Origin of the sequence: Sphingomonas taxi (assembly GCF_000764535.1) — a bacterium.
GTDB lineage: Bacteria > Pseudomonadota > Alphaproteobacteria > Sphingomonadales > Sphingomonadaceae > Sphingomonas > Sphingomonas taxi.
This window is the reverse complement of sequence record NZ_CP009571.1, coordinates 2,133,645-2,156,425: the sequence shown is the minus strand read 5'-3', so window position 1 is coordinate 2,156,425 and position 22,781 is coordinate 2,133,645. Positions and strand designations below refer to the sequence as shown.

Genomic DNA, 22,781 nt, shown 5'->3' with positions numbered 1-22,781 from the left:
GGAGCCGCCATGCCTACCGCCCGTATCTTCCAGCGCCCCAAGAACGCGATGCAGTCCGGCAAAGCCCGGACCCAGACGTGGAGCCTCGAATTCGAGCCCGCCGAGCCGAAACAGCCCGATCCGCTCACCGGCTGGGCCGGCAGCGGCGACACGCGCGAGCAGGTGAAGCTGAGCTTCCCGACGCAGGAGGCGGCGATCGCCTATTGCGAGGCGCAGGGCTTCGATTACGAGCTGATCCCGGCACCCGAGCGAAAGCTGAAGCTGCAGGCCTACGCCGACAATTTCCGGTAAGCCGGACGTCGTTTTTAGGGGTAAGTCTCACTCAAACCCGCCCGTCACCCCGGACTTGTTCTGGGGTCCACCGGGCCGCAAGCGCGCGGATGGAGCCTCCAGCCATGCACCTAGCCGCGAAGTGGACCCCGGAACGAGTCCGGGGTGACGGGCGTGGGGGCGTGTCGCGAACCTATTCGCCGCGCAGGCTACCGGCCCGCCACTTCCTCGAGCAACCCGCTGCCCAGCAGCAACAGCATCTTGGCGTCGATCGCCACCCCCTCGCGCCGTTTGGTGGCGACGAAGCCCGCGACCGCCTCAGGCGCGACGCGGTGGACGGTGATATTCTCCTGCGCATCGCCGCCGCCCTCGCCGGTCCGCGTCAGCCCAGTGGCGAGCATCAAGGTGAAGCTTTCCGACGTCATGCCCGGCGACGAGAAATATTCGCCGCGCTCCTCGACGAAGGCGGCGTGATAGCCGGTCTCTTCCTCCAGTTCGCGCCGAGCCGCCTCCGCGACGCTCTCACCGGCACTCTCGTCGCCGACCAGCCCGGCGGGCAGTTCGAGACAGGTGCGGCCCAACGGCACGCGATGCTGCTCGACCAGCAACAGCTGCCCCTCGCCGTCGATCGCGACGATCACCGCCGCGGCGATCGCGCCGATCCGCTCGGCATATTCCCAGGTGCCGCTCTTGCGGACGGAAAGGTATTTGCCCTTCCAGACGGTTTCGGTGGTCATAGCTCGATCAATCGGTCCGGCAGTTCGTTGGTATCGTCCGCCCGCGGCGGGAATTGCTCGGCAAGGACGAGGCCGATCTGGCGCACCGCCTCGGCCATGCCGTCGCCCGGGCGGCCGTCGCGCGTCGCCGCGATCAGCGCCGCCATCGCCGCGCCCCAGACCTTGGGGTCGACGCGATTGTGGATCGAGCTGTCCGCGATGATCTCGGCGCGATGTTCGTCGAGCGACAGGTACAGGAGCACCCCCGTCGCCTCGAGCGTTCGCGCCTCGGCCGCGGTGCGGAACAGCATCAGCGCGCGCGTGTGTACGCGCCGCGCGGCGGTGCTGCCCGGCGTCAGCGCCAGCCGCAGCGGCATATAGGCGAGCGCCAGCCGCACGACGAGGAAGGTCACCACGAGCAGCACCAGCGCGACGGTGAACAGCCCGCCCGGCGCCGGTGCGCCGTCCCACGGATCGGCGACCAGTCCGTGGAGGCGCACCGCCGCATCGGGCCACAGCGCCAGCAGCGCGAGCACGAACAGCATCGCCAGCACCGCCCAATGCAGCGCGACGTCGTGATATTTGTCCGAGCGACGCGCGACGATCGTGACGATCTCGCCGGCAGTGCTCCGTTCCGCCTCGGCCACCGCCGCGGCAACGCGGGCGCGATCGGTATCGGTCAGTTGCATGTCACCAATTCCCCGAAGCGCCGCCGCCGCCGAAGTCGCCGCCGCCACCGCCGGTGAAGCCGCCGCCGCCCCAGCTGCCGTCGCTGCCGCCATCGGAACCGCCGCCCCAACCGCCACCGCCGCCGCCGCCCTGCGAGCGGCCGATCTCATTGGCGATGCCCCATAAGACGATCGGCAACGCGCTGCCGCCGCCGTCATCATAGCGTCGTCCCCAAGGGCCAGCGCGCTTGCGGCCACGGAACAGCGGGATGAGCACGAACAACAGGATCACGCCCCAGATGATGAGGCCGAACGGTACGCCGCCGCCCTGCCGCGAGGTGGATCGCTTATGGGCCTGATCGAACTGCTTTGCGGCGGCATCGAGCCGCGATTGCGCCTCCTCGGGCGAGGCGCGCAATTGCTGCGACAGAGCATCGACGCCGGCATTCATCGCACCGGGAATGTCCCCCGCCTTGAGCCGCGGAATCATGTCCTGATTGATGATGACGCTGGACAAGGCGTCGGTCACGATCGGCTCCAGCCCGCGGCCGACCTCGATCCGTGGACCGCGATGCCCGGCGGGCTCGTTCGGCGCGATGAACAGCACCGCGCCATTGTTGACGTCGCGCAAACCGACGCCCCACGCGCGGCCGAGCTTGTAGCCGTATTCCTCGAGCGGGTAGCCTTGCAGGTCGGGGATCGTCGCGACCACGAGCTGGCGCTTCGTCTCCTTCTGCAGCGCCGTCAGCTTCGCGGTCAGCGCCGCCTCCTGATCGGGCGGCAGCACGTTCGCGGCGTCGACGACGAGACCGGAGAATTTGGGAAAGGTCTGCGCCGACGCCGGCGTGACGATCAGCCACGCCAGCATCAGCAACAGCGCCGCCCGCCACGCGGCCAGCATCCGGGCGAGCATCGGGGTCACCCTCAGCTCGAATTCCCGAAGTTGACCGTCGGTGCATTCTCCGCGTTCGCCGCCGTCGCGGCGAAGGGCGTCAGCGGCTTGGCGCCGTAGAAGATCTTCGCGCCGACCGCGTCGGGGAAGGTGCGGATGCGGGTGTTATAAGCCTGCACCGCATTGTTGTAATCGGTCCGCGCGATGGTGATGCGGTTCTCGGTGCCTTCGAGCTGGCTCATCAGCGTGGTGTAATTGCCCTGCGACTTGAGCTCGGGATAGGCCTCCTGCAAACGTTGCAGCGACAGCGTCACGGCATTTTGGGCGCGCTCGAACTGCTGCACCTTGGCGGGATCGGTGAGCTGATCACCCGACAGTTTGATCTGGTTGGCGCCGGCGCGCGCCTGCGTGACCTGAACGAGAACGTCCTTCTCCTGCGCGCCCGCGGCCTTCACCGTCGCGACGAGATTGGGGATCAGGTCGGCGCGGCGCTGATACTGGTTCTGGACGTCGGCCCAGCGCGCCTTGGCGTTTTCCTCGGCGGTCGGCACGGAATTGATGCCGCAGCCGGCCAGCGACACCGAAGCGGTGGCGACCAGGGCAAAAGCGGCAACGGGTCGAAGCGACGACATGAACATCTCCTGCAATATCTGTCCTATGCATATAGGACAGTGGACGGGCTTGGCGAAGGGGTAATCGCCGCCTAACCTCAGCCATCGGGCAGGTAACGAGGGAAGCGCGATCATGTTCAAGGAATTCAAGACGTTCATCGCACGGGGCAACGTGCTCGATCTCGCCGTGGCGGTGATCATCGGTGCCGCCTTCGGCAAGATCGTCACCTCGCTGACCGAGGACGTGATCATGCCGGTGATCGGCAAGATCTTCGGCGGCCTCGATTTCTCGGGCTATTTCCTGCGCATGGGGCCGGTGCCGGCGAATTATGCGGGATCGCTGAGCGATTATGCCGCGCTCAAGAAGGCGGGGGTGCCGCTGCTAGGCTATGGTGCGTTCATCACCCAGGCGGCGAATTTCGTCATCGTCGCCTTCATCATCTTCATGATCGTGCGCGCGGTGAACCGGCTGATCCCCAAGCCGAAGGCCGAGGTCGCGGTACCGATCGAACCGGCGGACGTGACGCTGCTGCGCGAGATCCGCGACGAACTGAAGGCGCGGCCGCGGGTTTGAGCTTACCATCGTCATCCCGGCGAAAGCCGGGACCCATGGTGTCGGTGGGGCCGATGATGCGGGCCGGCTCTGCCGGCGCCGTATCCATGGGTCCCGACGTTCGTCGGGATGACGAATGGGCGTTACGCCGCGACGAGATGCTCGGCGGTCGCCTCCGCGAGGCTGGTGCCGTCGAGGATTCGTGCGGTCTCGTCGCGGACGCGCATCATCGCATGGCGGATCGCGCAGTCGGTTTCGCTGTAGCAGTCGGTGCACGAGCGATAGGCGGTGCGGCTGACGCAGGGGACCAGCGCCAGCGGCCCTTCGATCACCCGGATGACCTCGCCGAGCGAGATCAGCCGCGCCGGCCGCGACAGGACGTAGCCGCCCATCTTGCCGCGCGTGCTGGTCAGCAGGCCGGCATCGCGCAGATCGGCGAGGATCAGCTCGAGGAACTTGCGCGGCACGTTCGCCGCGACCGCGATCCGGCCCATCGGGATCGGTGGACTGGCGACGGGCGCCTGGGCGAGGAACAGCATCGCGCGCAGCGCGTAGCGGGAACGCTGGGTCAACATGATGCCGGCCGTATGACGCCATAATGTGTCGAACGAAAGGCGTGGATTGCAGCGGCTGCACGTTGCGCCTATATGACACTCGCCGGCTTCCAGCCGGCTATGGCGATAAACGGTGGCGTTGAATAGACGCAGCGGACCCGGGGGCAGTACCCGGCGGCTCCACCACCGCAGCTGAGCGATCAGCTTCGATGACGGGGCCGAACTAGGATCGACGTGTGTTGAAGGGCGCTGTCTTTCGCTCGGAATGGGACCACCGCAACGGCCCATTACACAAGTGCCAACGATAACGAAGCACTCGCGATTGCGGCGTAACTGAGGGCCTAACGGCCTGAGGTTATTCCAAGATTACGCGGTTGGACCCACCGGGCAACAGAAGGGATTCCAGCGGTACGGGGAGCACCGGGCAACAGAAGCTCCCCACCTCACATCATTGTAGAGCGCCTCAGAGCGGTGCGGCGCGCGCCTTGTCGGCTTGTCCGTAGGATATGCGCCGCAACAGTCGTTCCGCCGGACCCATTTCGTGATAGGCCAGCCACCAGCGGCACAGCAGCGCCGAGACCGCCCAGATCGCCGCGGCAGTCAACCACAGCTGCGGCAGCGTGAAGATGCCGACATAGCCCGCCGCATAGAAGATCAGCGCACCGAGGATCGATTGCAGGCAATAGACCGACAAGGTCATCCGCCCGAGCGTGCGCAGCGTCACCGCCTGGCCGAACCATCCGCCGCGGAAGGCGAGCACCGCCAGCCCGACGTGGCCGATCGTCACCAACAGCCGGGCTGGCTCGAACGCCGCCTCCATGACCACCCAGGCCCATCCCGGCGCCGCGGGCGAGCCCATGTCGAGCCCGGTCTTCGCCAGCAGCGCGACGTGCAGCCCGCGGAGCAGCAATCCGCCGGCATAGCCGCCGATCGCCATCCGCCAATAGGTCGCCGCGGGCGCCGCGCCGGTGAGGATGCCGAGCCGGAAAAGCGCCATGCCGATCAGCATGAAGCTGATGCTCTCGGCGATGTCGACCCAGCCGGTGATCGTCAGATTCTCGCGCATCCAATAGCCGCCGCTCCAGTGGAGCAGCGTGAGCGCGTGCGTCCGCTTGGCGATCCGCTCGGCGTGTTCTTCGGCGGTGGGGCGGATGCTGGTGCGATGATCGCGCTCGGCCTGGATCGCGAGGCGATCGTCGCTGCTCACCGGCAGGCCGCGGGCGAGGCGCAGGCCGGCGGCCTGTCCCTGTTCGAGCTGTGCGACCTGCTGATGCGTCCACACCGCGGCGTTGGCGGCGAGGCCGGCGGTGAGCAGCGCGGCGGCGAGCAGCAGCGTGCGCGGGCGTGCGGCGCGGAAGGCGAGCAGGAACAGGCCGCTGATCCCGTAATTCCACAGGATCTCGCCCGGCCACAGGAACAGCAGCCATTGCGCGACGCCGAAGCCCATCAACGCCAGCGATCGCCGCACCCAGACGTCGAGCGGCTGCGGCGACGGATCCGCCCCCTCGGCACGCCGCAGCATGATCACCATGCTCGCGCCGAACAGCATCGTGAACAGACCGCGCATCGCACCCTGTACGAACAGCGTCTGTAGCCCCCAGGCGATCCATTCGCCGGTCCAGCCGGCCGGGAAGCGGGCCAGCGGATAATCGGCGACATCGCCCATGCCATGGATGTTCATCAACAGGATGCCGCAGATCGCGATGCCACGCAGCACGTCCAGCGTGTGGATACGCTGCGCCGGCTGACTGTCGGTCGTGCGATACGGGGCGGTCGGCTGGAAAGGCGCGTTCATGTTCGGATAACCTGCATGGGTCGCACGGACGCAAGCATGTCCGGACCCCGCCCGCCAATGCGCCAAGTCCATCCCGGACACCATCCGTTACAAGCGGTTAACGTCGTGTCATAGCGGGATGCGCCACGCAGACCGATCGCCGCGGAACCGTGCGCCGCGACGCCGGTTCGCCCTTGCACGACGATCAGCGTTGATGGGGGTGACGGGCATGGACGATCGCGAACATGGGGTGCACAGCCCTTGGGCATTGCCGGCGGGCGGCTGGAAGGCCGTCCTCAAACGGACCTGGGCGGAGACCGGCCGCGACAATGTCGGCCTGATCGCTGCCGGTGTCGCCTTCTACGGGTTTCTGGCGCTGGTGCCGCTGCTCGGCGTCACCGTGCTGAGCTACGGCCTGATCGCCGATCAGCAGACCGTGATCGCCGACGTCAACCGGCTGGCGGCGGTGATGCCCGCCGATGCCGCGACGCTGGTCGGCGAGCAATTGATGAACGTCGTCAAATCGTCGGACGGCAAGAAGGGCTTCGGGCTGCTGCTCGCGCTGGCGCTGGCGCTGTTCGGTGCGCGCAACGGCGCCGGCGCGGTGATCACCGCGCTCAATATCGCCTATGAGGAAGAGGAGAAGCGCGGCTTCATCCGGGTCAATCTGCTCGCGCTCGGCATCACCGCGGCGGCGGTGATCGTCGCTCTGGTCGCCGCGCTGGCGATCGCGGCACTCGCCAAGCTCGAGGCGCTGCTGCCGGGGGCGCCGGGCGTGGTCGTGGTAGGCGGCAAGCTCGCCTCGTACCTGCTGCTGCTTGTCGCCGGCTCGGCCGCGGCGGCGGCGCTCTATCGCTTCGGGCCATCGCGGGCACGGGCGCGCTGGACTTGGCTGACGCCAGGCTCGCTGTTCGCCGCGGGTGGGTGGCTGCTCCTCAGCCTGGGCTTCGGCCTCTACGTCGCCAATTTCGGCAATTACAACGCGACCTACGGCTCGTTGAGCGCGGTGGTAGTGATGCTGACCTGGTTCTACCTGTCTGCCTATATCCTGATCTTCGGCGCCGAGCTGAACGCCGAGCTGGAACATCAGACCGCGGCCGATACCACCACCGGTGCCGCCCGGCCGCTGGGCAGTCGCGGCTCGTGGGTGGCGGATCACGTCGCCGGCGACGGCGCGGCGCGCGGCGTGCGCGACGACGGCGAGGCGGCGTTGCCCGCCGATCGCGATGGCCACGCCGCCGCCGCGGACTTTGCGGCAAGCCGCGCGGCGGCGCGGGCGGGGCAGGTCGCGGGGCTCGGCAAGGCCGGGCTGATCACCAGCGCCTCGGCGACGCTCGGCCTGCGTCTGTTGCGCAAGCGGGGGCAGGCGCGAACCGGCGTCGCCGTGCTCGGCGCCAGCGCGCTGGCCGCGTGGCTGACGCGGGAACGCGCGCAGGTTCGGGCGGTGCTGTTCGATCTCGACGGGACGCTGGTCGACAGCAACGATTTCCACGTCGAGGCGTGGCACGCCGCCTTCGCCGAAGCCGGGCATGCGGTCGATCGCGAGGCGATCCGCGGCCAGATCGGCAAGGGCGGCGACCTGCTCGTGCCCGCTTTGCTGCCGGCGCTGGCGCCAAAGGATCGCGAACGGCTGGCGACGCGACAAGGCGAGCTGTTCAAGGCGCGCTATCGCGACCGCGTTCGTCCGTTCCCGGGTGCCGCCGATCTCGTCCGGCGTGTCGCGGCGAGCGGACGCAGGGTGGTGCTCGCCTCGTCGGCAAGCGGCGAGGATCTGGCGCATTACCAGCGCCTGCTCGCCATTGCCGACGTGGTGGATGCGACGGTGTCGAAGGACGACGTCGCCACCAGCAAGCCGGCAGGCGACATCTTCGCCGCGGCACTGGCCAAGGCTGGCGTCGCACCGGACCGTGCGATCGTGATCGGCGATACGCCCTACGACATCACTGCGGCGCAACGCTGCGGCGTGGCCGCGGTGGCGGTCCGCTCCGGCGGTTTCGACGAGGCGGCGCTGCGTGGCGCTGTGGCACGCTACGACGATGTCGCCGCCTTGCTGCGACGGTTTGCGGCGTCGCCACTGAACCGCTGACCGCGCCGTCTGCAAACGGTAGCACCTCATCTCCCTATCTGCTACAGACTCGCAATAGCAGATAGGGAGATGGCAGATGGTGACCGGTGGGATCGAAGCGCAACGGCGGTCTGACGACGATATCCGACCGATGATGAGCGGTGCGGGCACCCAGTTGATGCTGGTCGCGGCCATGCTCCTCATCATCGCTGCCCTGTTCCGATGGCGCGAGAACGGCTGGGGGGCGGTCGCCTGGCTGGCGATGGTCGTCGCGATGACCGCGATCCGCCTGCCGCACGCGACCCGCAACCGCAGCAACCGCGTCGTCACGGTGCGCAAGGGGCGGGACGAGGTGCTGCTGCTGATCGGTATGTTCGCGACGATGATGCTGCTGCCGCTGCTGCACCTCGCCACCGGACTGTTCGCCTTCGCCGATTATCGCCTGCCCGACTGGGCGACGGCGGTCGGCGCGCTCGCGCTGCTGCCGATGCTCTGGCTCTTCTGGCGCAGCCACGCCGATCTCGGTCGCAACTGGAGCCCGGGTCTGGAAGTGCGTGACGGACATGATCTCGTCACCGGCGGCGTCTACGCGCGGTGGCGGCACCCGATGTATGTGGCGATCTGGCTGGCCGTGCTGGTGCAGCCCTTGCTGATCCACAATGGCGTCGGCGGGATGCTCGCCATACCTGCGTTCGCCGCGATGTGGTGGCTGCGCGTGCCGCAGGAGGAAGCGATGCTGCGCGAGCGATTCGGCGAGGCGTACGACGCTTATTGCGCGCGGGTGGGACGGCTGTGGCCGCGGGTGCGGTCATGACCGTGCCCTCGACCGTGATCGCCCGGGCCGCGCGCTGCTGGCGGGCGGCGCGCGACCGGCGCGAGCCGGTGCAGCAGCGGCTTCACGCGCTGCTCGCGCCGCTCGGCTATGACATGCTGGCGCCGGTGATCGACAGCGTCATGACCTTGGGGGAGGCGTGTCTCGGCCGGCCGCTTTGCCGCGGATGTCCGTTCGGGCCGGATGGCGACGAGGCCTTGCTGTGCCGGCTGATCGCCGATCCCGGGCGTCTGCATCGGCTGGCGCCGTGCATGACGGCGCGGCGCGACCCGACGGCACGCGCGATCTTCGCCGGGGCGCTCGCCTCGACCGTGGTGATGATGGAGATGGCTTGACCCGCGACGGCGGGGAAGTGGTGCCCGGGGACGGATTCGAACCGCCGACACTGCGATTTTCAGTCGCATGCTCTACCAACTGAGCTACCCGGGCAGGGTGGAAAGCGAGGATGCTCGCGATCGGAGCGCGGCCTTTAGTCAGCGGAATCGATGCTGTCTACCCCGTCTTTCTCTTCGTCCTTCACCGGCAGGCGATATCCCTCGCCAAGCCATTGCAGCAGATCGCGGTCGCGGCAGCCGCGCGAGCAGAAGGGCGTGTGCTCCGGCGTCGCCGGTTTGCTGCAGATCGGGCAGGTCTTGTCGGTCATGCGCAGTCCAGTTGGTGGGTGACGCCGGTGCGGCGGGCGAGCTCCGCCAGCCAGTCGGGGTGGCTGGTCAGGCAGGCGTGGACCGCGGCCGGCAGGCGGTGGTGGAGCGGGCTGCCCGGCGGCTCGCGTTCGAGCCGGCGCAGCGTCGCGCGCGCGACCGTGGCGGCGGGATCGGCACGCAGCAGCTCGGGCAGCGAGGCGCGCGGGCGGGGGCGGACGATCTGTAGGAAGCCGAAGCCGTTGACCGCGGTGCGCTCGAACGGCGGCGGCAGGGTGGCGTCGATCGCCTCCGCCACCGCCTGCCGTGCCGCCTTGTTGGCGAGCGTCGGGAAGTCGATGCCGATCGAGCCACCGATTGCGTGGCGCCGGATCGCCAGCGTGACGGCGCGCGCGGCGGCGATGGCGAGCGGATCGAGCGGCGGCGGCCCGTCGACGTCGAACAGCGTCATCGCCGGGGTCGGCGACATCCGCAGGCCGCCGAGGGGAAAGACGATCTCGCCACCGGTCGCCTCTTCGAGCAGTTCGGACCAGCCGGCCGCTTCGAGCGCGTCGGGTTCGTGTGGCCGCAGCGTGCGGACCGGCAGGCCGGTGGCGTGGAGGCGGGCGAGCAGGTCGGGGCCTTCGCCGATCGCCGCATCACTGGCGACCGCGCGGGCGGGCTTGGCGCGGCCGGCTTCGGGGATCGCCTCGCGCACGATCTGGACGGCGAAAGCGGCGCCCTTGGTGATGCCGGGGGGGATGCGCGCGATCACCGCGTCGTGGCCGGCGATGTCGAGGCGGCCCATGCCGCCGGCGGTCAGCTCGACCAGTCGCGCGCAACCGACGGTGCCGAGGCGGAGCGGGTTGGGCCGTTCGATCGCGGCCTCGACGATATGGCCGTCCTCGAGCAGCGCGGCGCGCGCCTCGCCGATGCCGGCCTCATAGAGCCATTCAGGCAAGCGGCAGGCCGGCGGTGCGCAGCAGCGCGCGCGTCTCCATCAGCGGCAGGCCGACGACACCCGAATGGCTGCCGTGGAGGAAGCGGACGAAGGCCTCGGCGCGGCCCTGGATGGCATAGCCGCCGGCCTTGCCCTCGCCCTCGCCACTGGCGACATAGGCATCGATCTCGGCGGCATCGAGCGGGCGGAAGGCGACGATCGTGTCGGACAGGCGATGGCGCAGCGTCCCGGCGGTGTCGATCACCGCGACCGCGGACAGGCAATGGTGGCGGCGGCCGGACAGCAGCGCCAGCATGCGGCGCAGGTCGGCCTCGTCCGCCGGCTTGCCGAGGATGCGGCGGCCGACCGCGATCGTGGTGTCGCCGGCGAGGATGACCTCGTCCGGTGCATGGTCGACCGCGCGCGCCTTGGCGCAGGCGATGCGCAGCACATAGTCGCGCGGACGTTCGGCAGGCAGCGGCGCCTCGTCGATATCGGGCGCGGTGATCCGGTCGGCGACGAGGCCGAGGCGGCCGAGCAATTCGCGGCGGCGCGGGGACGAGGAGGCGAGAACGAGCGACACGGGAGTCGCGGCCGCTTATTGCGGGCCGGGACCGCCGCGGCCGGGCATGAAGCGGTAGGTGATCCGCCCCTTGGTCAGGTCATAAGGGGTGAGTTCGACCAGCACCTCGTCGCCGACCAGCACGCGGATGCGATTCTTGCGCATCTTGCCGGCGGTATGTCCGAGAATTTCGTGATCGTTTTCGAGCTGGACACGGAACATCGCGTTGGGGAGCAGTTCCACCACGCGGCCGCGCATCTCGAGCAATTCTTCCTTGGCCAAAAATCAACCTCTATTCGCGTGCTTCGGGCGCGCCCTTAGCGCAGGCTGCCGAAAAAGGGAAGCAATGGGGGCGGGTGAGCGCGCGCAGCATTCGCGGCCTTCGCGCAGCTCGTTTTCGGTAGCGATCACCATGTGGGGAGCGGGGATCGGATCGGCAAGCCCAGCGGCCATCCTCACACCCCGGCCGCGCACCTTTCGCAAGCTGTATATTGATAATGCGAATCGTTCCTATTAGTCTGAGGGTGGGAAATATTGGGGGAACGATCATGCGACTGACTTTGCTTGTGGGTACGGCGTTTGCCAGCCTTGCAGCCGTACCTGCTGCGTTTGCGCAAGATATGGGAGCCCGCGACGCGGCGGCGGAGGATATCGTGGTAACCGCCGAGGCGCATCGCCCCGTCGATGCCGGCAAGACCGATGTCCCGCTGATCGAGACGCCGCAGGCGATATCGGTGGTGAGCGCGGACATGCTGCGCGACCGCGGTACGACGCGGCTTGCCGATGCGCTGCGTACGGTGGCGGGCGTGTCGCGCAGCAGCACCTACGGCTTCTTCGACGCCTATACGATCCGCGGCTACGACGCCGCTTATGGCAGCGTATATCTCGACGGACTGCTGAGTGAGGCGGGTACAGGGACCAACAACGAACTGGCCGGTCTGCAGCAGGTGGAGGTCGTAAAAGGTCCGGCATCCGCGCTGTTCGGTTCGGCGCCACTCGGCGGCATCGTCAATCTCGTCAGCAAGCGGCCGCAGGGCGAGGCATTCGCCGATCTGTCGCTGTCCACCGGCTCCTATGGATTGGTTGAGGGCGCGGTGGATGCCAACGCGCCGCTGACCCGTGACGGCAGTTGGTCGGCGCGGCTCAATGCCGTCTATCGCGATGTCGGCAGCTTCGTGCGCAATTCCGGTCAGAACCGCGTCTATGTCGCACCGGCGCTGACATGGCGGAGCGGACCGGCGACCAGCCTGACCGTACTCGGCGTCTACCAGCGCGATCGCGACCACCCATTCTCGCCACTGAGCGCCTGGGGTACGGTGTTGCCAAGCGCCTATGGTCCGACCCCGATCGACTTTTCCATCAACAACGGCGGCGGGCAGCGACCGATCTACAATCAGGAGCGCGCGTCGATAAGCACGATCCTGTCGCACCGGTTCAACGACGCGATCGGTGTCAGCCAGACGATGCGCTATACTCATCGCACGAGTGATTTTGACCGGTGGCTGTTCGTCGCGGGATTCCTGGATGACGAGGTCGTCGACGGCATCCAGCGCGGGCGCCGACTGGGACGTTATTATTACGGCCCGTTCCACGGCATCAACAACGACTTCGCCATCGACAACCGCGCCACCGCCAAAGTCGCAACTGGATCGATTCGCCACAATTTGCTCGCCGGAATCGACTACCGGCAGGGACGAGTGCGATCGCAGGGCGACGGTGATTTCAATTCGACGCATCTCCCTCTCGATATCGTTACGCCGGACTATGACACGCCGCTGCGCCCGCAGTCCTCTCCCTACTCGAATGCGGGGGCGAACCGGCAGATCGGTTATTACTTGCAGGATCACGTGAGCCTCACCGAACGCCTGACCGCGACACTCGGCGCGCGATGGGATCGCGTGACCTCGAACGACGAAACACAGACCGCGTTCAGCCCGAGGGTCGGTGCGACCTATGCGTTGGTGCCGGGCATGGTCGCCTATGCCGCCTGGGCGAGATCGTTCACCCCGCAATTCGGATCGCAGATCATCGTCGCTTATGATGCCAACGGCAATCCCAGCGTCATCGGCCAAGCACCTCCAGAACATGGCCGCAACATCGAAGCCGGACTCAAGATCGCGCCGAGCGGCAATGCGATCAACGCCACGGTCGCACTCTTCGATCTGGAGCGGCAGAACGTGCTGACTGCCGACCTCGCCTTTCCGCAATTTTCGCGTGTCGTCGGCAGGCAGCGGAGCCGCGGCGTCGAGGTGGAAGGCCAATGGTCTCCGGCGCCGGGGGCATCATTGAACGCCGCCTACGCCTATATCCATGCCACGGTACTGAACGACGACACCCTTCCCGCCGGTTCGGAACTGCAGAACATCCCGCGACAGAATGTCAGCCTGTACGGCCGCTATGTCATTCAGGATGGAGCGTTGGCCAATGTCGGCGGCAATCTCGGCCTCATCTACAACAGCAGTCGGGCTGGTTCGATGACGGAGGCCTATACCTATCGGCTGCCTTCCTATGTGCTGGTCGATACAGGATTGTCCTATGTGATCGGCCGATGGAGCCTGCTGCTCAGCGTCAACAACATCCTGGGAGAACGCTATTTCCCCGATTCCTGTTGCCTCGATCGCATTACGCCGGGCCAGCCGCGCAACTGGCGCCTGACGCTCGCCCGCCGACTCTGACGACGGCGGGCACCTCCGAAGTCGGCGGGGGGACGGGGGGCTATCGTCAGCCGCCGCCGCCCGCCGCCAGCGCCGCCAGCAGCAGCAATGCGACGATGTTGGTGATCTTGATCATCGGGTTGACCGCCGGGCCGGCGGTGTCCTTGTACGGATCGCCGACGGTATCGCCGGTGACCGCGGCCTTGTGCGCTTCCGATCCCTTGCCGCCGTAATTGCCGTCCTCGATATATTTCTTGGCATTGTCCCATGCGCCGCCGCCGCTGGTCATCGAGATCGCGACGAACAGGCCCGAGACGATCACGCCGAGCAGCATCGCGCCGAGCGCGGCGAAACCCTGCGCCTGGCCCGCCACCGCGGTGATGATGAAGTAGAGCGCGATCGGGCTCGCCACCGGCAGCAGCGAGGGCACGATCATTTCGCGGATCGCGGCGCGGGTGACGAGGTCGACGGTGCGGCCGTAATTCGGGCGGCTGGTGCCGAGCATGATGCCGGGATTGTCGCGGAACTGGCCGCGCACCTCCTCGACCACCGCGCCCGCCGCGCGGCCGACCGCGGTCATGCCGAACGCGCCGAAGAGATAGGGGAGCAAGGCGCCGAGCAGCAGTCCGACGATGACATAGGGATTGGACAGGCTGAAATCGACGGTGACGTCGGGGAAATAGGTCTGGAGGTCCGTCGTATAGGCGCCGAACAGCACGAGCGCGGCGAGGCCCGCCGAGCCGATCGCATAGCCCTTGGTCACCGCCTTGGTGGTGTTGCCGACCGCGTCGAGCGCGTCGGTGCGGCTACGGACGTCGTCGGGCAGGCCGGCCATTTCGGCGATGCCGCCGGCATTGTCGGTGACCGGGCCGTAGGCGTCGAGCGCCACCACCATGCCGGCGAGCGCGAGCATCGCAGTCGCGGCGAAGGCGATGCCGATGATCCCGGCGAGCTGATAGGTGGCGATCACCGCGACGACGATCACCAAGGTGGGCAGGGCGGTCGATTCGAGGCTGATCGCGAGGCCCTGGATGACGTTGGTGCCGTGGCCTGTCTGGCTGGCGGCGGCGATCGACTTGACCGGGCGATAATTGGTGCCGGTGTAATATTCGGTAATCCAGACGATCAGCCCGGTGACGGCGAGGCCGATCACCATGCACCAGAACAGGTCCATGCCCGTAAAGCTGGGGATCGCTCCCGCCGCCGCGGCGGGCTGGTCGAAGCCGGTGGTGAGGTCGTCCGACACCGCGTCGAGGAAGCCGGCGCTGCCGATCGTGCGATGGAGGTCGCCGAGCACATAGTGCGTGGCGAGATAGATGGCGGGGATCGACAGCAAGGCCGAGGTCCAGAAGCCCTTGTAGAGCGCGCCCATGATGCTGCCCTTGCCGAGACGGACCGCATAGGTGCCGATGATCGAGGTGACGATGCACACGCCGCCGACGAGCAGCGGCAGGCTCATCAGCCGCATCAGCTCGGCGGCGTCGGCGCGGATGAGGAGCGCGATCGAGATCATCGTGACGCCCAAGGTGACGACATAAGTCTCGAACAGATCGGCGGCCATGCCCGCGCAATCGCCGACATTGTCGCCGACATTGTCGGCGATCACCGCGGGGTTGCGCGGATCGTCCTCGGGAATGCCCGCCTCGACCTTGCCGACGAGGTCGGCGCCGACGTCGGCCGCCTTGGTGAAGATGCCGCCGCCGAGGCGCGCGAAGATCGAGATGAGCGATGCGCCGAAGGCGAGCGCCGTCAGCGCCTCGACGATGATCCGGTCGTTGGGGGCGTGGCCGGCGGGGCCGGTGAGATACCAGAAGAAGCCGCTGATCGCGAGCAGGCCGAGCCCGGCGACGAGCATGCCGGTGACCGCGCCCGAGCGGAACGCCATGGTGAGGCCGCCCTGCAGCGAGTGGCGCGCGGCTTCGGCGGTGCGGACGTTGGCGCGGACCGAGATATTCATGCCGACATAGCCGGCGACGCCCGACAGCAGGGCGCCGATGACGAAGCCGATCGTCGAGATCGCGCCCAGTGCGGCGAACAGGATGACCGCGACGATGACGCCGACGATCGCGATGGTGGTATATTGGCGGCCGAGATAGGCCTTGGCGCCTTCCTGGATGGCGGCGGCGATGTCCTGCATTTTCGCATCGCCGGGCGAGGCGCGCAGCACCTGCTGGCTGGTGACGAAGCCATAGACCACGGCGATGACGCCGCAGAGGATGGCGATGAAGACCGTGGTCATTCTCGCATCTCCTTCTCCTGTTGACGCACGGCCGATGTGTCCCGGTCTCGTGGCGCTTGGATGGAGGCTATGGCGCGGGCGCGGGGAGCGCAAGCGCGCCGTTGCGATACGGCTAGTGATCGAAGCCCAGGCGGGCGGGTAGGGGCAAGGGCTCGCCGGCGTCGTGCAGATACAGCCCGCTGCCGCGTGCGAAGCGGCCGAGGCGGGTGGCGACGACGGGCGGGACGACGTTGGCGGGCATCGCGAAAAGCAGTTCGTAATCGTCGCCCGCGGTCGCGGCGGCGAGGCGCGCGGCGCGGTCGTCGCCGGCGAAGGCGCGATAGGGCGCGGACAGCGGCACCGCGGCGAGATCGAGATGGACGGCGAGGCTGCTCGCCTCGCCCATCCGCGCGGCGTCGATCAGCAGGCCGTCGCTGACGTCCATCATCGCATGCGCGATGCGACTGAGCACGCGGCCCTCGGCGAGGCGCGGAGTCGGGCGGCGGTAGCGCGCGGCGAGTTCCGGGGGGCCGTCGGCGCCCTGCGCGATGGCGAGGCCGGCGCCGGCGTCGCCGATCGTGCCGGTGACCCAGAGCGCGTCATTCTCACCGGCGCCGCCGCGCGGCGGTGCGGGGGTGTCGCAGCCGAAGGCGGTCACGGTGAGGACGCGCGGCGCGCCCTTGGGGAGCGTCACCGTGTCGCCGCCGAGCAGGCTCGTCCCGCACGCGGTCAGCACCTCGGCGAGGCCGGCGAGGAAGGCGCGATCCCAGCCATCGTCGGAGAGCGGGTAATTGAGCAGGATGCCATCGGGCTTGGCGCCCTTGCCGGCGATGTCGGAGAGGTTGGTGGCGACGAGCTTCCACGCGACGTCCTGCGGCGTGTCGTCGCTGAGGAAGTGGACGCCCTCGACCAGCGTATCGGTGGTGACAACGAGGGGAACGTGGAGCAGCCGCGCGGTGTCGTCGCGCAGCCCCCGCGCCGCCGGATGGAGCGGCAGGGCGCGCAACGCGGTGAGGAAGTCGGTTTCGGTCATGATGCTCGGCCTGTCCTTCCAAGCCCTCCCCCCGGCGGGCAGGGCTATCGCATATGGCTGCAGTGACGAGGCTCGATCGGTTTCCTCATCAGATTCGTCACCCCGGACTTGTTCCGGGGTCCACCGGGCCGCGAGAGAACGGTGTCGAATCAGGCCTTTCTCCTCGCCGCAGAGTGGACCCCGGAACAAGTCCGGGGTGACGGGTGGGCTTGGAAGACGACAGGCTCGCACGAGTGTCGATATGCGATTGCCCTGCCCCGGCGGGGAAGGAATTTGAGCTACGCCGTGCGTACGTCCTTGGCGATGCCGTCGAGCAGGCCGTTGACGAAGCCGGCCTCGCGGCGCTCGTAGAAGGCGTGGGCGACGTCGACATATTCGCTGATCGTCGCACCGACGGGCACGTCGGCGCGCGCCATCAGCTCGTAGGTACCGGCGCGCAGGATCGCCTTCATCGGCTTGTCGAGGCGGGCGAGCGTCCAGCCCTTGGCGAGCTTCTTCTCGATCGCGAGGTCGATCTCGCCGGCGCGCGCGGTCGTGCCCTTGACGAGGTCGTCGAAGAAATCGACGTCGGCGTCGGCATATTCCGCGTCCTCGATCGTCGCGCCGAGACGGTGGTTGTGGAATTCGTGGAGCAGCGACGGCACCGCGGTGCCTTCCATCTCGTGCTGGTAGAGCGCCTGGACGGCGGCGAGGCGGGCGGCGGCGCGCGCCTGGGTGCGGTTGGAGCTTCGGGACATCCGGCGGGCCTGTAATCGGATTGACGCGATCCGTCACCCCTCTGCCGGGCCGCGACGCCGTGCGCGCCGCGGCCCGAAGCGGGATCAGGGCATCAGCACGGTGTCGACGACGTGGATGACGCCGTTCGACTGCATGACGTCCTTGATCGTGACGTGGCTGGTGCCGCCCTTGGCATCGGTGAGCATCAGCGTGTTGCCCATCATCGCGGCGGTGAGCGGCTCGCCCTGCACCGTGGTCAGCGTCGCCTTGCCGCCGCCGGCCTTGATCGCGGCGGCGATCTGCTTCGACGTCATCGTGCCGGCAACGACGTGATAGGTCAGGATGTTGGTCAGCGTCGCCTTGTTCTCGGGCTTGACCAGCGTGTCGACGGTGCCGGCGGGGAGCTTGGCGAAGGCGGCGTTGGTCGGCGCGAAGACGGTGAACGGGCCGGGGCCGGAGAGCGTGTCGACGAGACCCGCCGCCTTGACCGCGGCGACGAGCGTGGTGTGATCCTTCGAATTGACCGCATTCTCGACGATCGTCCTGGTCGGGTACATCGCGGCGCCGCCGACCATCGGGTTCTTGGCGGCCGACATGGCAGGGCCGGCGGCGAGCAGTGCGACGGCAGCGAGCCCGGCGCGGAAATGGGTCTTGGTCATGGGAGCATCCTTCTCTTGGCGCACCCTTTGCGGGTTGCTGATGAGAGGTACGTCGGCGACGTGGCCGGGGATGCTTTGACGCTGAATTGATTCACGCGAAGGCGCGAAGAAGGATTTTGTTCGCGCAGAGGCGCAGAGGCGCGGAGAGGTTTCACTTGGAAGGAGCGTAGCGCCTGCCCCGGGCGGCGCCGGGTTAGCGGGCCGTGATCGGGGCAGCCGGGCTTCCCACCTACATCATCTCCGCGTCTCTGTGTCTCTGCGCGAACAAAATCTTCTACCGATTGAGCCGTAACCGCAACGCCACCGAGCGGGCATGCGCGGGTAGGCCCTTGGCGTGGGCGAGGGGGACGGTGGCGGGGCCGAGTTTCGCCAGCGCGGCCTCGTCGAGCCCGAGTAAGCTGGTGCGCTTCATGAAGTCGAGCACCGACAGGCCACTGGCGAAGCGGGCGCGGCGGCCCGTTGGCAGGACGTGGTTAGGGCCGGCGACATAGTCGCCGATCGCTTGGAAGGAGCGTAGCGCCTGCTCCCGGCGGCGCCGGGTTAGTGGGCCGTGATCGGGGCAGCCGGGCTTCCCACCCACATCATCTCTGCGTCTCTGCGCCTCTGCGCGAACAAAATCTTCTACCGATTGAGCCGCAACCGCAACGCCACCGAACGCGCATGCGCGGGCAGGCCTTCGGCGTGGGCGAGGGCGACCGTCGCGGGGCCGAGCTTCGCCAGCGCGGCCTCGTCCAGCCCGAGGAAGCTGGTGCGCTTCATGAAGTCGAGCACCGACAGGCCGCTGGCGAAGCGGGCGCGGCGGCCCGTCGGGAGGACGTGGTTGGGGCCGGCAACATAGTCCCCGATCGCTTCCGGCGTGTGGCGGCCGAGGAAGACGCTGCCGGCATGGCGGACGCGGTCGAACAGCGCTTGCGGGTCGTCGACGGCGAGCTGGAGATGCTCCGGCGCGAGGCGGTCGACCAGCGGGCAGGCGGCATCGAGCGATTCGACGACGATGATCGCGCCATTGGCGTCCCAAGCGGCGCGGGCGACCGCGGCGGTGGGCAGGATCGCCAGTTCCTCGTCGACCGCCGCCGCGACGCGGTCGGCATAAGCGGCGTCGTCGGTGAACAGGATCGACTGCGTGGTGACGTCGTGCTCGGCCTGGCTGAGCAGGTCGGCGGCGGTCCATTGCGGGTCGTTCAGCGCATCGGCGACGACGACGATCTCGCTGGGGCCGGCGACCATGTCGATTCCGACGACGCCATAGACCTGGCGCTTGGCCTCGGCGACCCAGGCATTGCCCGGGCCGGTGACGACGTCGACCGGCAGGATGCGGCCGGCGCCGTAGGCGAGCGCGGCGATCGCCTGCGCACCGCCGATCCGCCACACCTCGTCCACCCCGGCGAGATGCGCGGCGGCGAGGACGAGATCGTTGATCTGGCCGTCGGGCGTCGGCGTGACCATCACCAGCCGGCCGACGCCCGCGACCTTGGCGGGGATGGCGTTCATCAGCAGCGACGACGGGTAGGCGGCGCGGCCGCCGGGAACGTAGAGGCCCGCCGCGTCGACGCCGCGCCAGCGCGCGCCGAGGCGGACGCCGGCCTCGTCGACATAATCGCTGTCGGTGGGCTTCTGGCGCTCGTGATAGGCGCGGATGCGTGCGGCGGCGAGGTCGAGCGCGTCGCGCAACGATGGGTCGAGCGCGGCATAGGCGGCGGCGCAGGTGGCGGGTTCGATGCGCCAGCCGGTTTCGGCGAGATCGTGGCGGTCGAGCTTGCGGGTGAAGGCTTCGACCGCGGCCTCGCCGTCGTCGCGGACGGCGCGGATGATCGCGGCGACGTCGCGGGTGACGTCGGCGGAGGCTTCGCGGCGGCCCTCGACCAAGGCGGTGAAGGCGTCGGCGAAGCCGGCGTCGCGGGTGTCGAGGCGGATCATGCCGCCTGTTCCTGCGCGACGGCGCGGCGGAACGCCTCGACCAGCGGCACGACCTCGGGCCGGGTCTTCATCGCGGCGCGGTTGACGATCAGGCGGCTGGTGACCTCGGCGATCACCTCGACCTCGACGAGGCCGTTCTCCTTGAGCGTCTTGCCCGAGGAGACGAGGTCGACGATGCGCGGCGCGAGGCCGAGCGTCGGCGCCAGCTCCATCGCGCCGTTGAGCTTGACGCATTCGGCCTGGACGCCGCGCGCGGCGAAATGCGCGGCGGTGGTGTGCGGATATTTGGTGGCGACGCGAACGTGGCTCCAGCCGCGCGGATCGTCGGTCGCGGCCATCGCGGCGGGCTCGGCGACCGAGATGCGGCAATGGCCGATGCCGAGGTCGACCGGCGCATAGAGTTCCGAATAAGCGAATTCGGCGAGCACGTCCGACCCGACGATGCCGAGCTGCGCGGCGCCGTGCGCGACGAAGGTCGCGACGTCGAAGGCGCGGACGCGGATCAGCTCGATATGCGGCACGTCGGTGGCGAAGCGCAGCGCGCGACTGTTCTCGTCGCCGAACGCGGCTTCGGGGTGGATGCCGGCGCGCGCGAGCAGCGGCAGCGCCTCGGCGAGGATACGGCCTTTCGGCACGGCGATGACTAAGGGGGGTGTCGACACGGCCCGGGCTTTACTGGCGGGCAGGGGTGGGCGCAACAGAGCGCGACGAGGAGGCGAGTCGATGGCGGGCGAAGCGGAGAATCGGGCGGCATTTGCGGTGCAGGCGGGCTATTGCGCGGCGATGGCGGCGCCGGTGACGGCGCGCGTCTGCGTGGCGCTGGGGCAGGCGCTCGATCGGTCGACGGAGACCGGGCGGCGGGTGCTCGACTGGCCGGGCGAGCCGGTGGCGGATGCGGTGGTGCTGCGGCTGGTCGGCGGGCTGCATGCATTGCATCGTGCGGGCGCGGATGCCGACCTGTCGCGCGTGTTCGACGGCGTCGTGACCGATGAGGCGGCGGTCGCGGCAACGCTCGGGCGCGTGGTCCGCGACCACGACGCGGCGCTGCTGCCGTGGCTCGACGGGCCGCCGCAGACCAACGAGGCGGCGCGGTCGGCCGGGCTGATGACCGGGCTGCTGCATCTCGCGACGCGGTTCGGGCCGCGCGTCGAGGTGCTGGAGATCGGGTCGAGCGCGGGGCTCAACCTGATGCTCGGGCGCTACCGCTTCGATCTCGGGGGCGTGACGGTCGGGCCGGAGGATGCGGCGGTGCGGATCGTGCCGGAATGGCGTGGCGTGGCGCCGCCCGTGGCGACGGTCGACGTGGTGGGTGCGCGCGGCGTCGACATCGCGCCGGTCGATGTCGGCGATCCGGCGCAGGCGGCGCGGCTCGAGGCCTATGTCTGGGTCGATGCGCAGGAGCGACTCGCGCGGCTCGCCGCGGCGATCGGCGAGGTGCGGCGTGTCGGCGTCGATCTGGTGCAGGGCGATGCGGCCGACTGGGTCGAGGCGCGGCTCGCCGAGCCGCAGGCGGCGGGGGTGACGCGGGTGCTGATGCATTCGGTGGTGTGGCAGTATCTTCCGGCCGCGGGGCGGGCGCGGATCGTCGCGGCGATGGCGGCGGCGGGGGCTCGGGCGAGCGCGGACCGGCCGCTCGGCTGGGTGATGATGGAGCCGAACCGCGATCTCCACCGCCACGAGGTGCGCGTGCGCGGCTGGCCGGGCAAGACGGCGATGGAGCTGGTGGCGCTGACCCATGCGCATGGCGCGTGGGTCGAAGGGTTGGCGGCGCCGTATGAGACGCGCGACTATGTGATGCGGCGCGGGGCGTATGAGGCGGATTGAAAGGGATAAGATTCCCTGTTTCCGTCATCCCGGCGAAAGCCGGGACCCATGGATGCGCATCGCTGCCGCATCGCGCCTCGCCGACGACACCGAAACCATGGGTCCCGGCGTTCGCCGGGATGACGAACAGGGGATAGTGATCGTCGGCGGGAAGGGCGCGAACCCTTCCCGCCCCGATCATCAATAGAAGAAGCGGTTGTAGACCTGCACCGCGCGGCCCGAGCGGGTGTCGACCAGCACGACGTCGTTGCCGTAGCGGACCCAGCGCTGATAGCCGAAGCCCGGACGCGGCAGGCGATAGGTGCCGTAATCGTTGATCCAGTAGCGCTGGCCGTAATATTCCGGCGCGAAGCGATAGCCGACGTTCACCGGACGGTAGCGATAGCCTCGCGGACCGGCATAGACGCCGCGGCGATAGACGTCGCCGTGCGTGCGGCGATAGTCGCGCCAGTCCTCGCGCAGTTCGCGGCGATCCTCGCGGACCTCGCGGCGCGCCTCGCGGATGTCGCCGCGGTCGCCATAGGCGCGGGCGCGGGCGAGATCGCGCTCGCTCTGGCGGACTTCGCGTTCGCTCTGACGGACCTCACGGGCGCTCTGCGCGCTCGCCGCGGCGGCGGGCAGGACGGTCGCGGCGGCGATGGCGGCGATGATGATCTTACGCATCGTAACTCTCCTCTATGGCGCGCTTCGGCCGTCGGGACG

25 protein-coding genes, 1 tRNA gene and 1 other RNA gene are annotated in these 22,781 nt (G+C 68.7%); 8 read left to right on the top strand and 19 right to left on the bottom strand.

Annotated features, from left to right (window positions below; translation table 11 throughout):
* The first annotated feature begins 9 nt into the window (after nucleotides 1–9).
* Nucleotides 10–291: an ETC complex I subunit gene (locus tag MC45_RS09735; RefSeq protein ID WP_038662402.1), complete on the top strand. Its 282-nt coding sequence runs from the start codon at nucleotides 10–12 to the stop codon at nucleotides 289–291.
* Between the two features lie 188 nt (nucleotides 292–479).
* On the opposite strand, the gene MC45_RS09730 is transcribed toward MC45_RS09735, so the two are convergent.
* The 4 genes from MC45_RS09730 to MC45_RS09715 are packed head-to-tail and all read right to left on the bottom strand — an operon-like array spanning nucleotide 480 to nucleotide 3,184.
* Nucleotides 480–1,007 (bottom strand): NUDIX hydrolase, encoded by a 528-nt coding sequence (locus MC45_RS09730; protein ID WP_038662399.1) that lies wholly within the window; start codon nucleotides 1,005–1,007, stop codon nucleotides 480–482.
* Nucleotides 1,004–1,675, bottom strand: coding sequence for a TPM domain-containing protein (locus tag MC45_RS09725; protein WP_038662396.1), 672 nt, complete (start codon nucleotides 1,673–1,675; stop codon nucleotides 1,004–1,006). Before MC45_RS09725 ends, MC45_RS09730 begins: the two co-directional genes overlap by 4 nt.
* Nucleotide 1,676: 1 nt before the next feature.
* Nucleotides 1,677–2,567: a TPM domain-containing protein gene (locus tag MC45_RS09720; protein ID WP_038662393.1), complete on the bottom strand. Its 891-nt coding sequence runs from the start codon at nucleotides 2,565–2,567 to the stop codon at nucleotides 1,677–1,679.
* An 11-nt stretch (nucleotides 2,568–2,578) separates the two neighbouring features.
* The gene (locus MC45_RS09715) at nucleotides 2,579–3,184 is read right to left on the bottom strand and encodes a LemA family protein (protein ID WP_052075601.1); all 606 of its coding nucleotides are present in this window, start codon (nucleotides 3,182–3,184) and stop codon (nucleotides 2,579–2,581) included.
* A 106-nt stretch (nucleotides 3,185–3,290) separates the two neighbouring features.
* On the opposite strand from MC45_RS09715, the gene mscL reads away from it, so the two are divergent.
* Nucleotides 3,291–3,731, top strand: a complete 441-nt coding sequence (mscL, locus tag MC45_RS09710; RefSeq protein ID WP_038662390.1) for a large conductance mechanosensitive channel protein MscL — start codon at nucleotides 3,291–3,293, stop codon at nucleotides 3,729–3,731.
* Between the two features lie 122 nt (nucleotides 3,732–3,853).
* Here mscL and MC45_RS09705 read toward each other — a convergent pair whose 3' ends face one another.
* Nucleotides 3,854–4,285: an RrF2 family transcriptional regulator gene (locus tag MC45_RS09705; protein ID WP_038662387.1), complete on the bottom strand. Its 432-nt coding sequence runs from the start codon at nucleotides 4,283–4,285 to the stop codon at nucleotides 3,854–3,856.
* Nucleotides 4,286–4,327: 42 nt separating this feature from the next.
* Here MC45_RS09705 and ssrA point away from each other — a divergent pair.
* Nucleotides 4,328–4,669, top strand: a transfer-messenger RNA (tmRNA) gene (ssrA, locus tag MC45_RS18910).
* Between the two features lie 58 nt (nucleotides 4,670–4,727).
* On the opposite strand, the gene MC45_RS09700 is transcribed toward ssrA, so the two are convergent.
* Nucleotides 4,728–6,059 carry a DUF418 domain-containing protein gene (locus tag MC45_RS09700; protein ID WP_038662385.1) on the bottom strand — a complete coding sequence of 444 codons (1,332 nt, stop codon included), beginning with the start codon at nucleotides 6,057–6,059 and terminating at the stop codon, nucleotides 4,728–4,730.
* Between the two features lie 208 nt (nucleotides 6,060–6,267).
* Here MC45_RS09700 and MC45_RS09695 point away from each other — a divergent pair, with 208 nt between their 5' ends.
* The 3 genes from MC45_RS09695 (at nucleotide 6,268) to MC45_RS09685 (ending at nucleotide 9,270) form a co-directional block, all read left to right on the top strand.
* Complete coding sequence (locus MC45_RS09695) at nucleotides 6,268–8,124, top strand: YhjD/YihY/BrkB family envelope integrity protein (protein ID WP_081974400.1); 1,857 nt, start codon at nucleotides 6,268–6,270, stop codon at nucleotides 8,122–8,124.
* Between the two features lie 130 nt (nucleotides 8,125–8,254).
* Entirely contained in the window at nucleotides 8,255–8,917 is a 663-nt protein-coding gene (locus tag MC45_RS09690) for a protein-S-isoprenylcysteine O-methyltransferase (protein ID WP_218916663.1), read from the top strand.
* Nucleotides 8,914–9,270 carry a hypothetical protein gene (locus MC45_RS09685; RefSeq protein WP_137897897.1) on the top strand — a complete coding sequence of 119 codons (357 nt, stop codon included), beginning with the start codon at nucleotides 8,914–8,916 and terminating at the stop codon, nucleotides 9,268–9,270. The genes MC45_RS09690 and MC45_RS09685 overlap by 4 nt, the downstream gene beginning before the upstream one ends.
* Nucleotides 9,271–9,288: 18 nt before the next feature.
* On the opposite strand, the gene MC45_RS09680 is transcribed toward MC45_RS09685, so the two are convergent.
* The 5 genes from MC45_RS09680 to infA all read right to left on the bottom strand — a co-directional run bounded on the left by MC45_RS09680 (nucleotide 9,289) and on the right by infA (nucleotide 11,339).
* A tRNA-Phe gene (locus tag MC45_RS09680) sits at nucleotides 9,289–9,364 on the bottom strand.
* Between the two features lie 40 nt (nucleotides 9,365–9,404).
* Nucleotides 9,405–9,578, bottom strand: coding sequence for a DNA gyrase inhibitor YacG (locus MC45_RS18905; protein WP_081974399.1), 174 nt, complete (start codon nucleotides 9,576–9,578; stop codon nucleotides 9,405–9,407).
* Complete coding sequence (locus tag MC45_RS09675; protein WP_038662375.1) at nucleotides 9,575–10,516, bottom strand: Rne/Rng family ribonuclease; 942 nt, start codon at nucleotides 10,514–10,516, stop codon at nucleotides 9,575–9,577. Before MC45_RS09675 ends, MC45_RS18905 begins: the two co-directional genes overlap by 4 nt.
* Nucleotides 10,509–11,078, bottom strand: coding sequence for a Maf family protein (locus tag MC45_RS09670; protein WP_038662372.1), 570 nt, complete (start codon nucleotides 11,076–11,078; stop codon nucleotides 10,509–10,511). Before MC45_RS09670 ends, MC45_RS09675 begins: the two co-directional genes overlap by 8 nt.
* A gap of 15 nt (nucleotides 11,079–11,093) precedes the next feature.
* Nucleotides 11,094–11,339 carry a translation initiation factor IF-1 gene (gene infA / locus MC45_RS09665; RefSeq protein ID WP_017977808.1) on the bottom strand — a complete coding sequence of 82 codons (246 nt, stop codon included), beginning with the start codon at nucleotides 11,337–11,339 and terminating at the stop codon, nucleotides 11,094–11,096.
* A 266-nt stretch (nucleotides 11,340–11,605) separates the two neighbouring features.
* On the opposite strand from infA, the gene MC45_RS09660 reads away from it, so the two are divergent.
* Entirely contained in the window at nucleotides 11,606–13,732 is a 2,127-nt protein-coding gene (locus MC45_RS09660; protein ID WP_052075600.1) for a TonB-dependent siderophore receptor, read from the top strand.
* A gap of 46 nt (nucleotides 13,733–13,778) precedes the next feature.
* Here MC45_RS09660 and MC45_RS09655 read toward each other — a convergent pair whose 3' ends face one another.
* The 7 genes from MC45_RS09655 to hisG all read right to left on the bottom strand — a co-directional run bounded on the left by MC45_RS09655 (nucleotide 13,779) and on the right by hisG (nucleotide 20,917).
* Entirely contained in the window at nucleotides 13,779–15,950 is a 2,172-nt protein-coding gene (locus tag MC45_RS09655; RefSeq protein ID WP_038662368.1) for a sodium-translocating pyrophosphatase, read from the bottom strand.
* Nucleotides 15,951–16,062: 112 nt separating this feature from the next.
* Complete coding sequence (thiL, locus tag MC45_RS09650; protein ID WP_038662366.1) at nucleotides 16,063–16,962, bottom strand: thiamine-phosphate kinase; 900 nt, start codon at nucleotides 16,960–16,962, stop codon at nucleotides 16,063–16,065.
* A gap of 278 nt (nucleotides 16,963–17,240) precedes the next feature.
* Nucleotides 17,241–17,699, bottom strand: coding sequence for a transcription antitermination factor NusB (gene nusB / locus MC45_RS09645; protein WP_038662363.1), 459 nt, complete (start codon nucleotides 17,697–17,699; stop codon nucleotides 17,241–17,243).
* A gap of 84 nt (nucleotides 17,700–17,783) precedes the next feature.
* On the bottom strand, nucleotides 17,784–18,338 hold the full coding sequence (locus MC45_RS09640) for a fasciclin domain-containing protein (RefSeq protein ID WP_038662360.1): 555 nt from the start codon (nucleotides 18,336–18,338) through the stop codon (nucleotides 17,784–17,786).
* A 274-nt stretch (nucleotides 18,339–18,612) separates the two neighbouring features.
* Nucleotides 18,613–18,918, bottom strand: a complete 306-nt coding sequence (locus MC45_RS09635; protein WP_038662358.1) for a histidinol dehydrogenase — start codon at nucleotides 18,916–18,918, stop codon at nucleotides 18,613–18,615.
* A gap of 41 nt (nucleotides 18,919–18,959) precedes the next feature.
* Nucleotides 18,960–20,255, bottom strand: a complete 1,296-nt coding sequence (gene hisD / locus MC45_RS09630; RefSeq protein ID WP_038662355.1) for a histidinol dehydrogenase — start codon at nucleotides 20,253–20,255, stop codon at nucleotides 18,960–18,962.
* Nucleotides 20,252–20,917, bottom strand: coding sequence for an ATP phosphoribosyltransferase (gene hisG / locus MC45_RS09625; RefSeq protein WP_245640696.1), 666 nt, complete (start codon nucleotides 20,915–20,917; stop codon nucleotides 20,252–20,254). Before hisG ends, hisD begins: the two co-directional genes overlap by 4 nt.
* 61 nt (nucleotides 20,918–20,978) lie before the next feature.
* On the opposite strand from hisG, the gene MC45_RS09620 reads away from it, so the two are divergent.
* Nucleotides 20,979–22,079, top strand: a complete 1,101-nt coding sequence (locus MC45_RS09620; RefSeq protein WP_038662349.1) for a DUF2332 domain-containing protein — start codon at nucleotides 20,979–20,981, stop codon at nucleotides 22,077–22,079.
* 180 nt (nucleotides 22,080–22,259) lie between these two features.
* Here the strand turns inward: MC45_RS09620 and MC45_RS09615 are convergent, their stop codons facing one another.
* Nucleotides 22,260–22,742 carry an RcnB family protein gene (locus tag MC45_RS09615; RefSeq protein ID WP_038662347.1) on the bottom strand — a complete coding sequence of 161 codons (483 nt, stop codon included), beginning with the start codon at nucleotides 22,740–22,742 and terminating at the stop codon, nucleotides 22,260–22,262.
* Nucleotides 22,743–22,781: the final 39 nt, after the last annotated feature.